General features: G+C 28.8%; 13 protein-coding genes. 8 read left to right on the top strand and 5 right to left on the bottom strand.

Annotation, left to right across the window (positions count from 1 at the left end):
* The first annotated feature begins 34 nt into the window (after positions 1-34).
* On the top strand, positions 35-682 hold the full coding sequence (gene yczE / locus ACTTAX_RS04560; RefSeq protein ID WP_440693218.1) for a membrane protein YczE: 648 nt from the start codon (positions 35-37) through the stop codon (positions 680-682).
* Here the strand turns inward: yczE and typA are convergent.
* Entirely contained in the window at positions 679-2,505 is a 1,827-nt protein-coding gene (gene typA, locus ACTTAX_RS04555) for a translational GTPase TypA (RefSeq protein ID WP_440693216.1), read from the bottom strand. The genes yczE and typA overlap by 4 nt on opposite strands.
* A gap of 418 nt (positions 2,506-2,923) precedes the next feature.
* On the opposite strand from typA, the gene ACTTAX_RS04550 reads away from it, so the two are divergent.
* Entirely contained in the window at positions 2,924-4,114 is a 1,191-nt protein-coding gene (locus ACTTAX_RS04550) for a hypothetical protein (RefSeq protein WP_440693214.1), read from the top strand.
* Between the two features lie 175 nt (positions 4,115-4,289).
* Here the strand turns inward: ACTTAX_RS04550 and groL are convergent, their stop codons facing one another.
* Together groL and groES are read right to left on the bottom strand one after the other, a co-directional pair.
* Positions 4,290-5,954 carry a chaperonin GroEL gene (groL, locus tag ACTTAX_RS04545; RefSeq protein ID WP_440693212.1) on the bottom strand — a complete coding sequence of 555 codons (1,665 nt, stop codon included), beginning with the start codon at positions 5,952-5,954 and terminating at the stop codon, positions 4,290-4,292.
* Positions 5,955-5,977: 23 nt separating this feature from the next.
* A complete protein-coding gene (gene groES / locus ACTTAX_RS04540) occupies positions 5,978-6,268 on the bottom strand; it encodes a co-chaperone GroES (RefSeq protein WP_075506443.1) in 291 nt (96 codons plus the stop codon).
* Between the two features lie 130 nt (positions 6,269-6,398).
* Between groES and ACTTAX_RS04535 the strand changes: the two genes are divergently transcribed.
* The 6 genes from ACTTAX_RS04535 to ACTTAX_RS04510 are packed head-to-tail and all read left to right on the top strand — an operon-like array spanning position 6,399 to position 12,827.
* Entirely contained in the window at positions 6,399-7,217 is an 819-nt protein-coding gene (locus ACTTAX_RS04535) for a TIGR01459 family HAD-type hydrolase (RefSeq protein WP_440693210.1), read from the top strand.
* Positions 7,211-8,134 carry a bifunctional riboflavin kinase/FAD synthetase gene (locus tag ACTTAX_RS04530; protein WP_440693208.1) on the top strand — a complete coding sequence of 308 codons (924 nt, stop codon included), beginning with the start codon at positions 7,211-7,213 and terminating at the stop codon, positions 8,132-8,134. The genes ACTTAX_RS04535 and ACTTAX_RS04530 overlap by 7 nt, the downstream gene beginning before the upstream one ends.
* Positions 8,131-10,860: an isoleucine--tRNA ligase gene (gene ileS, locus ACTTAX_RS04525; RefSeq protein ID WP_440693206.1), complete on the top strand. Its 2,730-nt coding sequence runs from the start codon at positions 8,131-8,133 to the stop codon at positions 10,858-10,860. The genes ACTTAX_RS04530 and ileS overlap by 4 nt, the downstream gene beginning before the upstream one ends.
* Positions 10,861-10,862: 2 nt before the next feature.
* Complete coding sequence (lspA, locus tag ACTTAX_RS04520) at positions 10,863-11,366, top strand: signal peptidase II (RefSeq protein ID WP_440693205.1); 504 nt, start codon at positions 10,863-10,865, stop codon at positions 11,364-11,366.
* On the top strand, positions 11,363-11,686 hold the full coding sequence (locus ACTTAX_RS04515; RefSeq protein WP_440693203.1) for a DUF3035 domain-containing protein: 324 nt from the start codon (positions 11,363-11,365) through the stop codon (positions 11,684-11,686). Before lspA ends, ACTTAX_RS04515 begins: the two co-directional genes overlap by 4 nt.
* On the top strand, positions 11,673-12,827 hold the full coding sequence (locus ACTTAX_RS04510; RefSeq protein WP_440693201.1) for a glucose-6-phosphate isomerase: 1,155 nt from the start codon (positions 11,673-11,675) through the stop codon (positions 12,825-12,827). The genes ACTTAX_RS04515 and ACTTAX_RS04510 overlap by 14 nt, the downstream gene beginning before the upstream one ends.
* Here ACTTAX_RS04510 and rsmD read toward each other — a convergent pair.
* A complete protein-coding gene (gene rsmD, locus ACTTAX_RS04505; RefSeq protein ID WP_440693199.1) occupies positions 12,824-13,387 on the bottom strand; it encodes a 16S rRNA (guanine(966)-N(2))-methyltransferase RsmD in 564 nt (187 codons plus the stop codon). The two genes, ACTTAX_RS04510 and rsmD, sit on opposite strands and share 4 nt — an antisense overlap.
* Positions 13,384-14,649 (bottom strand): phosphoribosylamine--glycine ligase, encoded by a 1,266-nt coding sequence (gene purD / locus ACTTAX_RS04500; protein WP_440693197.1) that lies wholly within the window; start codon positions 14,647-14,649, stop codon positions 13,384-13,386. The genes rsmD and purD overlap by 4 nt, the downstream gene beginning before the upstream one ends.
* Between the last annotated feature and the right edge of the window lie 19 nt (positions 14,650-14,668).

The following is a 14,668-nucleotide window of genomic DNA, read 5'->3' as shown; positions in this document are numbered from 1 at the left end:
TAAATAAAAATTAAATTAAAAGTATCAATATTTAATGTTCCTATCTATAAAAAATATTCCAAAAGTAAATTGGAGCTCAAACGAAAGTTTGAACTTCAAGCCAAAATTTTCAACATCATTTTTTTTAATTTTTGGTTTAACAATTTTTGGTTTGGGAGAAGGTTTGTTAATTTTATCAGCAACTGGAAACTCACCCTGGTCAGTATTAGCTGAAGGAATTTCACTTAACTCCAGTTTATCAATTGGAGCAGCAACTTTTTTTGTAAGTGTAGGAGTACTTTTTTTATGGATTTTTTTAAAACAAAAACCAGGTCTTGGAACAATATTTAATATCATCGTGATTGCTGCTATGATTGATTTCACTCTAAATTATTTTCAACCACCTTCATCTCTTTTTACAAAATACTTATTAGCAGTTCTTTCAGTAATTTTAGTAGGACTTGGTAGTGGTATTTATTTAGTAGCTAATCTTGGTCCAGGTCCACGAGATGGTTTAATGACAGGACTAACAAAAACAACAAATTTACCTATAGCCTTAGTAAGAGCTTTTTTAGAAATTACTGTTGTAATTATTGGTTGGTATTTAGGTGGGACCGTTGGAGTGGGCACACTTATATTTGCTTTTGGAATTGGCCCTTGTGTAGCTTTAGGATTATTTTTAGTTGGAAAAATATTTAACTAAGCAGCTGCGCTAGTTTTCTCACTTCTTTTTCTTTCATGAGGATCAAGAATTGCTTTTCTCAATCTACAAGACTCAGGTGTAATTTCTAATGCTTCATCACTGTTAAGCATACTTAGTTGTTCAGCTATTGACATTTTTCTAACAGGAGTAAGAACGACGTTTTCGTCTGTTCCTTGTGTTCTCATATTTGTTAATTTTTTTCCTTTCATGACATTTATAATCATGTCACCTGGTTTTGGTGATAATCCAACAATCATACCTGGATAAACAGGATCATTGTGAGTAACAAACATTTCTCCTCTCGCTTGAAGGTTAAAGATTGCAAAAGCTACTGCTTTTCCTTGTTCCATTGCAATTAATGCACCATTTCTTCTACCTTCCATTTCACCTTCAAAAGGACCGTAGTCATGGAAAATTCTATTAATTACACCTTCCCCTTTAGTAAGCGTTAGAAATCTACTTGTGTATCCCATCAAACCTCTCGTAGGTGCATGAAATATCAATCTTTTCTTATTTGTACCGGTATCTTTTAGTTCAATTAATTTACCTTTTCTTCTATTCATTGAGTCGATTACTTTTGAAGAGTGTTCTTCATCTAAATCCATAGTAATTTCTTCAATTGGTTCAAGTTTGTTTCCTTGATTATCAGTTTTATATAAAACCTTTGGTGGACTTACCGTCATTTCAAAACCTTCTCTTCTCATTTGAGTAAGAAGTATTTCCAACATTAATTCACCTCGTCCGCTTACAACGAATGAATCTTTTCCATCATTTTCTGAAAAAGTAATTCCTACATTGTTTTGTGCTTCTTGAACTAATCTTTCTCTAATTTGAGTACTTGTAAGTTTTTTACCTTCTGTACCTGCTAATGGAGAAGTATTAACAGTTATTGTAATCGACATTGTTGGAGGATCAATTGGAGTCGCTGGTATAGGATCATTAACTTCCAAATTACAAATTGTATCAGCAACATTTGCTTTTTCTAATCCTGCTACAACGACAATATCTCCTGCTTCACCAACATCAATTGGAACTTTTTTAGTTCCTTCATATCTAAAAATCTTTGTTAATTTTCCTTCATCAACTTTTTCACCATTTAAATTAATAGCTTTGATTGGTTGGTTTGCTTTTGCTGTCCCTTGTGTAATTCTACCTACTAGACTTCTACCTAAAAAACTGTCTGAATAAAGCAATGTTGATAACATTGCAAAAGGTTTGGTTTTATCTAATTCGGCCGGTTTAACGTGCTCCACAATTAAGTCTAATAAAGGATTTAAATTTTCTCTTGGCCCATCTACCTCATGATCAGCCCATCCAGATCTTCCACTTGCATATAAAACAGGAAAATCTAATTGTTCTTCATTTGCATCTAAACTTACAAATAAATCAAAAGTTTCATCTAAGACCTCATTAGCTCTTTGATCTGCTTTATCCAATTTATTAATAACTACAATTGGTTTTAAACCTTGTTTTAATGCTTTCGATAAAACAAATTTTGTTTGAGGCATTACTCCTTCTGCAGAGTCAATTAACAAAAGAGCTCCATCAGCCATGCTTAAAACTCTTTCAACTTCCGCTGCAAAATCTCTGTGGCCAGGTGTATCTATAATATTTATTCTTGAAGCATTCCAGTTTATCGACGCAGGCTTTGCGAGAATTGTAATTCCTCTTTCTTTCTCAAGTTCTCCAGAATCCATTAGTCTTTCATCAACAACCTCATTTTCTCTAAATGATCCACTTTGTTTCATTAAATTATCAATCAAAGTAGTTTTGCCATGGTCGACATGGGCTATGATTGTGATGTTTCTTATATTGTTGCTCATAAATTGTGGCTCTTATACATATTTAATTTGATATTAAAACTTAAAAAAACTCATGACTGGCTTGATTAATTTAAATAACTTGTGATTAATTAGGCTTTTTTTGTTTATCTTTTTTAAGTTTCCTTTTTTCTTTAAAACTTAATTTGGGTTTCTTTTTTACACTCGAATCCTTAAATGACTTTCCACTGTATCTTTTAGACATAATTTAAATTTGCATAAAAAAAAGGCCATCATGTGATGGCCTTTTAAATTTTAGTTTTAGAGTAGTGGGATTACATTTACTTATAAATTACGCCAATACTCACTTATTTAACTATTTTACTAAAAACTTCACTGCAGAATTGCCCCAAATAGAAAGCAAACAGAAAGGTGACTTCATTTTAGAGTTGAGTTAAATTTGAAAAATACAAAAACTTGAATGACTAGAATTATTTATTTTATCCTTTCTTTCTTTATAATGATCGGCGTAACATTCGCTGGTGAGAAATATGCTTTTAATAGTCACCACAAATATAAAATAGGTGATAAGAAAAATGACACGTATGATTTTGAGTTTGATTTAAAAACTAATCATTTATATGTAAAAGTTAAAGAACAAATATCAATGAAAGATACTGGTTTAGTTTCTTACATCTTATTTGAAAACAATAAAATTTTAGTTGATCAAAATAGAAAAAGTAAATACAAAGGACCTTATCCTTCACATTCCATAGGTAAGTCTTTGGTATCTTTAGTTACAGGTTATGCAATATGTGGTGGTTATATTAATCATACCGTTTATGACAGAATAGATTACCCAACGGTTGCAGGCACTTTATATGAAAATCAAAAATTAATTAACTTACTTAATATGCAGGCAGGTGATGATAAAATAGTAGGACAAAGAATTTACGCATGGGATAACCCTTACAAAGGTAAAGGTCCTAATCTTAACACAATACCAATTCACAAAGTTATGAAGAAATACTTTAAAGGTGTTGATGGTTTAGAACCTGGTACTTATTATAACTATAGTGCCATGACAACCAATGTTATTATGAACTATGTTATTTACAAAACTGGTGATGACTGGAACAAGTTATTACATAAGATATTTGTAGAAGACGCTAAAGTTGCTAAAAGAGTTTATTTTCATAAGACTTTAAATGCTGATAAAGGTAACAGAAAATCTGGTGAGTATGGTAGATATTCTTTTTATGCTGACAGATATGATTATTTAAGAATTGCTAACATGATGATGAATCATTGGAACAATGATACTTGCGTTGGTAAGTATTTAAAAACAATGTATGTAAATAGAGTTGATAAACAATTTGGTGAGTATAGTAAGTTTAGAGGTAACCACAGCGCTACACAAACTTACGGTGGTCAGTTTCACTTTGACCCAATCGGATTAGAAGACAGACCTATTTTAATGATGGATGGTGCTCACGGACAACAAGTGGTTATTGATTTTGATAATAACAGAATTATTACTGCTCATTCTGTTGAAAGAAATTATGACTATTATAGTTTAATATATTTACAGTTGGGTTATAAAGTAAAACCTAAAAAATGTGGAGAGAGAGATTCTATGGGTAGAGTAATAGAATGTCCAAATCCTGCTTAAGAAATTAATTACTCTTTGTTGTTAATAATAAACTAGGGTTGCCCTCAGCACCGTTTTTTGTTTCTAAAAACTTCACTGCACATTCACTGCAAACTTCACTGCAGATTTTTGTTTAAGATAAAAAAAAAGGGCAGTAAAAACTGCCCTTTTAGAATTTTTAAATGAGTGAGAACGATTACATTCCCATTCCACCCATTCCACCCATGCCGCCCATACCACCAGGCATACCACCAGGCATTCCGCCACCAGCAGCATCTTTTTCCTCAGGTTTGTCAGCAATCATCGCTTCTGTAGTTACTAATAATCCAGATATTGAAGCAGCATCTTGTAGAGCAGTTCTTACAACTTTAACAGGATCTATAATACCTTTAGCGAACATATCGCAATATTCTTCGCTTTGTGCATCGTATCCGTGAGTTTTTTTACTTTGCTCTAACAATTTACCAACAACTACTGAACCATCTACACCAGCATTCTTTGTAATTTGTCTGATTGGAGCTTCAAGTGCTTTTCTAACAAGCTCTACACCTGCTTTTTGATCATCACCTTTTGCTTTAACTTTATTTAGATCTTGAGCAGCATAAAGTAATGCACAACCACCACCAGTTACAATACCTTCTTCAACTGCAGCTCTTGTAGCGTTTAAAGCATCTTCAACTCTATCTTTTCTCTCTTTAACTTCAACTTCAGTTGCACCACCAACTTTGATTACAGCAACTCCACCCGCTAGTTTTGCAAGTCTTTCTTGAAGTTTCTCTTTGTCATAGTCAGAAGTTGTTTCATCAATTTGTTGTTTAATTGAAGCACATCTTCCTTCGATATCAGATTTTTTACCACTTCCATTAACAATGGTACTGTTATCTTTATCTACTTTAACTTTCTTACATGAACCTAGGTCATCAAGTTTAACATTCTCAAGTTTAATTCCTAAATCTTCAGAAATAACCTGACCTCCAGTTAAGATAGCAATATCTTCAAGCATTGCTTTTCTTCTGTCACCAAAACCAGGTGCTTTTACTGCAACAACTTTTAGACCACCTCTTAGTTTGTTTACCACTAAAGTTGCTAGAGCTTCTCCTTCAACATCTTCAGAAATAATCATTAATGGTCTACCTGCTTGAACAACAGCTTCTAATAGAGGAACCATTGGTTGCAAGTTTGTTAATTTTTTTTCATGTAAAAGAATGAAAGGGTTATCTAACTCAGTAGTCATTTTATCACTATTAGTAATAAAGTATGGTGATAAATAACCTCTGTCGAATTGCATACCTTCAACTACATCAAGTTCAGTTTCAATTCCTTTATTTTCTTCAACTGTGATAACACCTTCGTTTCCAACTTTTTGCATTGCTTTTGCAATCATTGTTCCAATTTCTTTATCACCATTTGCAGAAATAGTTCCAACTTGTGCAATTTCATCACTATCTTTTACTTTTTTAGCAGATGCTACTAAGTTTTCTTTTACAACTTCAACCGCCGCATCAATTCCTCTTTTAACATCCATAGGATTCATGCCAGCAGTTACATATTTTACACCTTCTCTAACTATTGCTTGTGCAAGAATAGTTGCAGTAGTTGTACCGTCACCAGCTTCATCATTTGTTTTGCTAGCAACTTCTTTAACCATCTGCGCACCCATGTTTTCAAACTTATCTTCAAGATCAATTTCTTTAGCAACAGAAACACCATCTTTAGTAATTCTAGGCGCACCATAAGATTTATCCATCACTACGTTTCTTCCTTTAGGACCTAAAGTTACTTTAACAGTATCAGCTAAGATATTTACTCCTCTAATCATAGCTGCTCTCGCTTCAGCATCAAATTTAACAACTTTTGCCATTTTGTTTTCTCCTTTAAATTAAATTACTTACTTGAAATACCCATAATGTCAGACTCTTTCATTATGCTATATTCTTTGCCATCTATTTTGACTTCAGTCCCTGACCATTTGCCAAATAAAACTTTGTCTCCAACTTTAACATCCATTGGAATTGTTTTTCCATCTTCTGTTTTAGCTCCACCACCAACAGCAACAACTTTTCCCTCTTGAGGTTTTTCTTGAGCTGTATCTGGTATAATTATTCCACCAGCAGTTTTTTCGCTGCTATCTAAAACTTCGATTAATACTCTGTCATGTAACGGTTTAAACTTCATAAATCTCCTTTATAATTCTATATAAATATGAGCCTCATATAGATATTTCGTAGCTTATTTCAAGATTAGAGAATCTTTTCAGAGTAATTATGTTAGGAAAATCTAAATATTATGGTTTATAGGTAAAATAATGACTAAAAATTTAGATCTAGACGGCCTTCAGTCAATTGCTGATAATTATGACCTATTTTACATAGATTTATGGGGGGTCATTCATAATGGTATCAAATTACATAACTCGGCAATAGTAACTCTAAATGAGCTAAAGAAAAAAAATAAAAGTTTTGTTCTTTTAACCAATGCTCCAAGACCAAATAATACAGTGAACAAATTTTTAGAAAAAATGGGCATGAGCGAGGATTTGAGAGAGCATGTTTATACCTCAGGAGAGGCAGCTTTGAATTTTTTAAAAACATCTTTTAAATCTAAGAATTTTTTCCATATAGGACCCCCAAGGGATTTTGATTTATTCAATGAATTTATAAATAATAAATCAACTGAACTAAATAAAAGTGAATATTTACTTTGCACAGGCTTGTTCGAGGATCATGAAGTTGATTTAAATTATTATAAAAATCTACTTGAAAAACACACACAAAAAAAAATGATTTGTACCAACCCTGATTTAATTGTTGATCGGGGAAACATTAGAGAATTGTGTGCAGGCTCAGTTGCTATGGTTTTTGAAAAAATGGGTGGAGAAGTAATTTATTTTGGCAAACCTCATGCTGAGGTTTACAATCAATCTATAGATAATGTTGGTAAGAAAGTTTTGGCAATTGGTGATAATTTAAATACAGATATAAAAGGTGCTAATTTATTAAATTACCATTCCTTGTTGGTTTGCAATGGAATTCACAAAGAAGAGATACAAGATAAAGGAGTTACTGAAGTTTCAAAGGAGTATGAAGCTATCGTTAATTTTACTCAAAGAGAATTAAAATGGTAAAGTTATATAAAAATTTCAATATTAATAATCACCATAAAAATTCAATTATATTAATTGGAAATTTTGATGGTCTTCATTTAGGACATCAAAAATTATTTAAATTAGCTCTATCATATAAAAAAAAATATAATTCAAAAATTGGTGTGATTAATTTTGATCCAATGCCTAAAATGTATTTTAACAATTCATTGAAAAATTTTAAAATTTCATCTGTAAATCAAAAATTAGAATTACTTAAAGAATTAAAAGTAGATTTTATAATTACAAAAAAATTTGATAAAAATTTTTCTAAAATAAAATCAGTTAAATTTATAAAAGAAATTTTATATAGAAAACTCAATTGTAAGTTTATATTTGTAAGTAATAATTTTAGATTTGGAAATAAAAGAGAAGGTGATGTTAAATTACTTATACAAAATGAAAGAAATTATAATTATAAAGTTATTAAACCAAGGCCACTTTTAAAAAGTAAAAAAATAGTATCTTCAACGATAATAAGAAACTTGCTTGCAAAAGGTAATTTAAATAGAGCTAATAAATTTTTAGGAAGAGAATGGACCATTGATGGAATAGTTCAAAAAGGCAGACAAGTTGGAAAAAAAATTGGTTTCCCAACATGCAACATAGATATTAAGGATTATGTCTTAGCACAGCCAGGAGTTTATGCGGTAAGAGTATTAAGAAAAAAAAATCAACAAAAATTGAGTGGTATAGCGAATCTTGGCTATAGACCCACATTTAATCAAAAAAAAATCCTACTTGAGGTACATTTGTTTAATTTTTCTGGAAATCTTTATAATAAGCTTTTATCAGTGCAGTTTTTAAAGTTTATAAGAAAAGAAAAAAAATTTAAGAATGTTGATCAACTTAGAAGGCAAATTAAATCTGATTTAAATATTGCAAAGAAAACTAAATGAGTAAATCTGATATAAATCTACCTAAAACAGCTTTCTCAATGAAGGCAAACCTGCCAACTAGAGAACCAGAAATTCTAAATTATTGGCAAAATATAAACCTGTATGATGAATTGAGAAAATCAAGTAAAGGTAAAGAAAAATTTGTCTTACATGATGGCCCTCCATATGCAAATGGCAACATTCATATGGGGACAGCATTAAATAAAATTTTAAAAGACATAATTGTAAAATTCCATCAAATGGATGGTAAAGACTCAATTTATGTACCTGGATGGGATTGCCATGGTTTACCAATCGAATGGAAAATTGAGGAACAATATAAAAAAAATAAAAAAAATAAAAATGAAGTTCCAGTAGTAGAATTTAGAAAAGAATGTAGATCCTTTGCTGAAAAATGGATTGATATACACAAAATTCAATTTAAGAGACTAGGTGTAGTTGGTGATTGGGACAATTATTATTCAACAATGAGTTTTGATGCTGAGGCACAAATTGTCAGAGAGCTAGGCAAGTTTTTAAAAGAAGGAAGTCTTTATAAAGGATTTAAACCTGTTCTTTGGTCAACAGTTGAAAAAACTGCTCTAGCAGACGCAGAGGTTGAATATCAAGATCATAAATCTGATACAATTTATGCATTATTTCAAGTTAAACATTCAGAGATAGAAGATATAATTGGATCAGATATTGTAATTTGGACAACAACTCCTTGGACAATTCCTGCCAATAAAGCTTTAGCTTACAATGAGTCTTTGGATTATGTTTTAGTAGAAATTAATGATGATGGTGATTTTAAAAACAGAAAAATAGTCATAGCAGATGCTTTGTTAGAAAATGTTGTTAAAGAATGTGAAATTAAAAATTATAAAAAAATTAAATCATTCAAAGGAAAAGAATTTAAAAATACCATCTGCAAACATCCATTTGTTCAGCTAGGATATGATAATGATATTCCAATGTTGGAGGCAAGGTTTGTTACTACAGAGCAAGGTACAGGAATTGTTCACTGTGCACCTAGCCATGGTCCTGATGATTTTAATCTATGTTTAAATAATGGAATGAAAGCTATCGAAACAGTTGATGGTGATGGAAAATATACCAATAATGTAAAATTATTTGAAGGAATTCATATTTTTAAGGCAAACCCGATTGTAATTGAAAAATTAAATGAACAAAAAAATCTCTTGGCTAATGGAGAATTAGTCCATTCCTATCCTCATTCATGGAGATCAAAAGCACCTTTGGTTCATAGAGCTACACCACAATGGTTTATATCTATGGAAAGTCATAATTTAAGAGATAAGGCTCTCAAAGCTATTGATGAAACTACTTTTTACCCAAGTAAAGGTAAAGAAAGATTAAAATCAATGATAGAAACTAGGCCTGACTGGTGTGTGTCAAGGCAAAGAGTTTGGGGTGTACCTCTTCCAATTTTTATTAATAAAAAAACAAAAGAAATTTTAATAGATGATGAAGTAAATGAAAATATAGCTTCAATATACGAAAAAGAGGGATCTGATTGTTGGTTTTCAGATGATCCTCAAAGATTTTTAGGAAGTAGATACAAAGCAGAAGAATTTGAAAAACTTAGTGATATTGTGGAGGTATGGTTTGATAGTGGTTCGACGCATTCTTTTGTTTTAGAAAAAAGAGAAGACTTAAAATGGCCAGCTTCTATGTACCTTGAGGGATCGGATCAACACCGGGGATGGTTTCATTCTTCTTTATTAGAGTCATGTGGAACAAGAGGAAGAGCACCCTTTGATTCCATTTTATCTCATGGTTTTGTTGTAGATGGCAAAGGTTTAAAAATGTCAAAATCTTTGGGTAATGTGATCGCACCAGAAGATATTTTAAAAAAATATGGAGCAGATATCCTTAGAATCTGGGTGGCTTCATCAAATTATTCAGAAGATTTAAGAATTGATTATTCTATTTTAGATCAACATGCAGATTCATATAGAAAAATAAGAAATACTTTTAGATATTTGCTTGGGAATCTTAATGATAATTTTGAATATATAGATTTAGAAAAATTAGACTTAAAAGAACTTCCTGAATTAGAGCAGTTTATTTTAAATAAAATTTATATTTTAAACAATAATTTTCAAAATTATTTTAAAAATTATGATTTTCATAATTTATATAAAGATCTTTTAAATTTCTGCACCGTAGATCTTTCAGCTTTTTATTTTGATATTCGTAAAGATACTTTATATTGTGATAGTTTAGAGTCAAAGAAAAGAAAATCAACAATAACAACACTAAATATTATTTTAAATTCTTTACTTAAATGGTTTGCTCCGATTTTATCTTTTACAACTGAAGAAATTTACAGGTTAATTTTAAAAAATAAAAAGAGTATCCATTTAGAAACATTTCAAAAATTTCCAAAAGATTTTCAAAATGAGAAATTAAATCAAAAATGGCTAGAGTTAATTAAAATTAGAAATTTATGTAATATTAGTATTGAAGAAAAAAGAGCGAGCAAAGAGATTGGATCTAGTTTGGAAGCTGAAATCACAATACATCTTAACACAAAGTTAAAAGAACTTACAAATAATATAGATTTTGCCGAGCTTTGTATAACTTCAAAAGCAGAAATTATATATGGGGAAAATTTAGAAACAAAAGTTGATACTAATAAATCAAAAGGATCAAAGTGCCCTTTATGTTGGAAAATTAAGGAAGGATCTTGTGGTAGAGAACTTTGTCCTAAAAATTTTTAATAGTGTTAAAAAATTTTTTTAAAAATCATTTTTTTGAATTGATAGTTTTATCATTCATTTTCTTGTCAGATAGATTTTCTAAAATTTATATAATTTATTTGGATAAAATAAGTAAAACTTCTGAGATCTACATGTCAAAATTTTTAAATATTCATTTGATTTGGAATGAGGGAATTGCTTTTGGTCTTTTTTCTTTTCAAAAAAGTAACTTATATAATTTTTTAACATTTATAATAATAATTGTGATTTTAATAATAATTTTTATGACCTTTAGAAGCAAAGGGTTAAAAAAATATTCTTTTTTAATGATATTGGGAGGAGCAATTGGCAATGTTTTTGATAGAATAATTTACAATGCTGTTCCAGATTTTATTGATTTTCACATTGGAGAATTTCATTGGTTTATATTTAATGTTGCAGACGTATTTATAAGTTTGGGTATTATTTTTATGATATTTTTAGAATTGATTGATAATAATGACACTAGTAGAGTTAAAAAAATATGAAATTTTTAAATGTTTTTATGTTACTAGTTTTATTTTGTAATCTATCATATTGTGGGAGTGCAAAAAAAGCTTTTTCTAATCAAAAAAAAAATAATAGTGATGAATTTTTGGTAGAAAAAAAATCTCCACTTGTAATGCCCCCAGATTATGGTGAGCTCCCTAAGCCAGATCAGAACATTGATAAGTCTGAAAATAACAATGAAAAAATTAAAGAACTGTTTTCAACTGAAAATAAAGATAGTGAGGGGCAAGAAAATCAAAGTTTAGATATCGAGGAAAATATTCTAAAAAAAATTAAAAAAACTAATGCTAACAAATAGTATTAAGTTTATAAATTTTAAATCAAAAAGAAAAAATAAAAAAATTGAATTAATATTAAATACGATTTTAAAAAAAAATAATCATGTAATCCAATCTTTAAGAAAAACCTATAAAGATAGCTATAATTACAAAAATTTAAGTTCAGTAAACAAAAATTTTGATTATAGAATTATAGGTATGGGTGGATCAACACTTGGAGCTCAAGCAATATATGATTTTCTAAAAAAAAAAATTAAAAAAAAATTCTTTTTTGTTGATAATCTTCAATCAAAGACAAAGTTATCAAATCATAAATCATTTAATAATTTAGTTATATCTAAGTCAGGAAACACAATTGAAACTATTGTAAATTTTAATACCCTAATTAAAAAAGAAGATAAAAATCTAATTATAACAGAGAATAAAAATAGTTATTTAAAACAACTAGCTAATAAACTCCAATGCGAAGTAATTGATCATAATAATTACATTGGTGGTAGATATTCTGTTTTGTCTGAGGTTGGAATGCTACCGTCAGAATTGATGGGTCTAAAGCCAGGAAATTTTAGACAATTAAATAACCTTGTTAAAAATAAAAAATATATGGAGGAATTAATAAAAAACGTTTCAAATATTATTTTTTATTTAAAAAATAAGAAGTTTAATTCCGTAATTATAAATTATGATGAATCTTCGTCTAATCTGTTTAACTGGTATCAACAATTAGTAGCTGAAAGCTTAGGTAAAAAAAAACTTGGTATTTTGCCAATAGTATCAAATATGCCTAAAGATAATCATAGTGTTATGCAGCTTTATTTGGATGGATTTAAAAATAATTTTTTTACAATTTTTTTTGTTAAAGAAAAAAATTCAATAAAAATTAATAATAAAACAATTTTACCAGATTATAAATATTTAAAAAATAAAGATATAAATCAAGTCATGTATGCTCAAAAGAAAGCAACAGAGAATGTATTTAGAAAAAAAAATATTCCTTTTAGAAGTTTTGAAATAAATAGGAGAGATGAAACTACTTTAGGAGAACTTTTTTGTTTCTTTATGCTTGAAACAATCTTAATTGGTAAATGTTTAAATCTAAATCCTTTTGATCAACCGGCAGTTGAACTTATTAAAAAAGAAACGAGGAAAATTTTAATTTAAGAAATATTACAAAACAATATTTTTGAAATACCATATTTTTTTTCCTCTAAGATATTAATTTGATCAGGCAAAATATCAATTTGTTTTTTATGTCTATGAAGAATAATTATCCCATCAATTTTTAAAATTTTTTCATCAATTAAGTATAACAAAACATCTTTTAAATTTTTTTCTTTGTAGGGTGGATCTAAAAAAATAATATCAAATTGTTTTTCAAATTCTTTTAAATTTAAATTATCAAAAATATTTTTTTCAATTATTGAATAATTTGAGTCTAATTTTAAGTCAGCTAGATTTTTTTTTAGTATGGACAATATTTCTTTATAATTTTCCACAAAAGTGACAAATTTTGCTCCTCTTGATAAACATTCTATTCCAAAAGAACCAGTGCCAGAAAATAGGTCTAATATTTCTGAATTCTCAAAATTAATTTTAAATTTATTTGAATGTTGAATAATGTTAAAAATTGATTCTTTAGTTAGATCTTTTAATGGTCTGGTATTTAAATCTTTTGGTTCTAATATTTTTTTACCTTTGAATTTTCCTGAAATAATCCTCATTTATTAATAACTTTAAACGCTATATCTCTTCTATAAAAACCTTTATCCCAATTAAGTTTATTTAAATTATTATGAATATTTTGCCTTGCATTAGTTAAATCGTCTGAAAGTGAAATAAAATTTAATACTCTCCCACCTATTGCAACAATATGATTTTCTTCTCTTTCAGTTCCAGCATGAAATAAATAATTATTTTCATTTAAAATTAATTTATCAAAATTGTTAATTTTAATATTTTTTTCATAATTATCTGGATACCCTTTTGAACATAGAACTACACACAAGCTTTTTTTTTCTTTCCAAACAATTTTTGTTCTTTCCAGTTTTTGTTCAACACATGCTTCTACAATTTCTAAAAAATCAGAGTTCAACTTAGGGAGTATGGTCTGGCATTCAGGGTCTCCCATTCTTACATTATATTCAATTAGATATGGCTCACCATTTACAATCATTAGTCCAGCGTATAAAAAACCTTTATAATTTGTACCTAATTCATCAAGACCTTTTAGTGTTGGTTTAATAATTTTATTTAATATTTTAGTTTCCAATTCATCATTTATTAATCGTGATGGTGAATATGCTCCCATTCCACCTGTATTTTTACCAGTATCACCTTCTCCTACACGTTTATGATCTTGGGCTGTGCCAAAGTTTTTTATAGTTTTTCCATCACTAATTATGAAGTAGCTCATTTCTTCGCCATCTAGAAATTCCTCAATTAATAAATTTTTTGCTTTACCAAATTTTCCATTAAAAATTTCTTCAACAGCAATATTTGCCTCTTTTATATTTTTTGATATGTATACTCCTTTTCCTGCAGCTAGATTATCTGCTTTTATAACTATAGGATAATTAACATTTTTTAAAAAATTTTTAGCATCTTCGATTTTTTCAAAAACACCAAAATCTGCTGTTGGGATATTAAATTTTTTACAAAGAGTTTTTGTAAATATTTTTGAACCTTCTAATTGTGAAGCAATTTTATTTGGACCAAATACTTTTATTTGACGTTCTTCTAAAAAATCTACTATACCATTTACTAGTGGCTGTTCAGGTCCAATAATTACTAAATCAACTTCTTCTTTTTTTAAAAATTTATAAACTTCTTCAAAATTATTTATGTTTATTTTAATATTTTTAGCAACATCTGCAGTACCAGCATTACCAGGTAAACAATAAATTTTTTTAATTTTTTTTGATTTAGATATTGTATATGTTAACGAATGTTCTCTTCCACCACTTCCTAAAATTGCAATTTTCATATATTGTTTATATATCTTA

Source organism: Candidatus Pelagibacter sp. HIMB1695, assembly GCF_052047655.1.
Lineage (GTDB): Bacteria > Pseudomonadota > Alphaproteobacteria > Pelagibacterales > Pelagibacteraceae > Pelagibacter.
Note: the sequence above shows the minus strand (reverse complement) of the source record. Positions and strands in the feature narration are given on the sequence as shown.

Bases quoted from the DNA above. Each gene is read 5' to 3' on its own strand.
- yczE (WP_440693218.1), top strand. From the start codon at position 35: ATGTTCCTATCTATAAAAAATATTCCAAAAGTAAATTGGAGCTCAAAC.
- typA (WP_440693216.1), bottom strand. From the start codon at position 2,505: ATGAGCAACAATATAAGAAACATCACAATCATAGCCCATGTCGACCAT.
- ACTTAX_RS04550 (WP_440693214.1), top strand. From the start codon at position 2,924: ATGACTAGAATTATTTATTTTATCCTTTCTTTCTTTATAATGATCGGC.
- groL (WP_440693212.1), bottom strand. From the start codon at position 5,954: ATGGCAAAAGTTGTTAAATTTGATGCTGAAGCGAGAGCAGCTATGATT.
- groES (WP_075506443.1), bottom strand. From the start codon at position 6,268: ATGAAGTTTAAACCGTTACATGACAGAGTATTAATCGAAGTTTTAGAT.
- ACTTAX_RS04535 (WP_440693210.1), top strand. From the start codon at position 6,399: ATGACTAAAAATTTAGATCTAGACGGCCTTCAGTCAATTGCTGATAAT.
- ACTTAX_RS04530 (WP_440693208.1), top strand. From the start codon at position 7,211: ATGGTAAAGTTATATAAAAATTTCAATATTAATAATCACCATAAAAAT.
- ileS (WP_440693206.1), top strand. From the start codon at position 8,131: ATGAGTAAATCTGATATAAATCTACCTAAAACAGCTTTCTCAATGAAG.
- ACTTAX_RS04515 (WP_440693203.1), top strand. From the start codon at position 11,363: ATGAAATTTTTAAATGTTTTTATGTTACTAGTTTTATTTTGTAATCTA.
- ACTTAX_RS04510 (WP_440693201.1), top strand. From the start codon at position 11,673: ATGCTAACAAATAGTATTAAGTTTATAAATTTTAAATCAAAAAGAAAA.
- rsmD (WP_440693199.1), bottom strand. From the start codon at position 13,387: ATGAGGATTATTTCAGGAAAATTCAAAGGTAAAAAAATATTAGAACCA.
- purD (WP_440693197.1), bottom strand. From the start codon at position 14,649: ATGAAAATTGCAATTTTAGGAAGTGGTGGAAGAGAACATTCGTTAACA.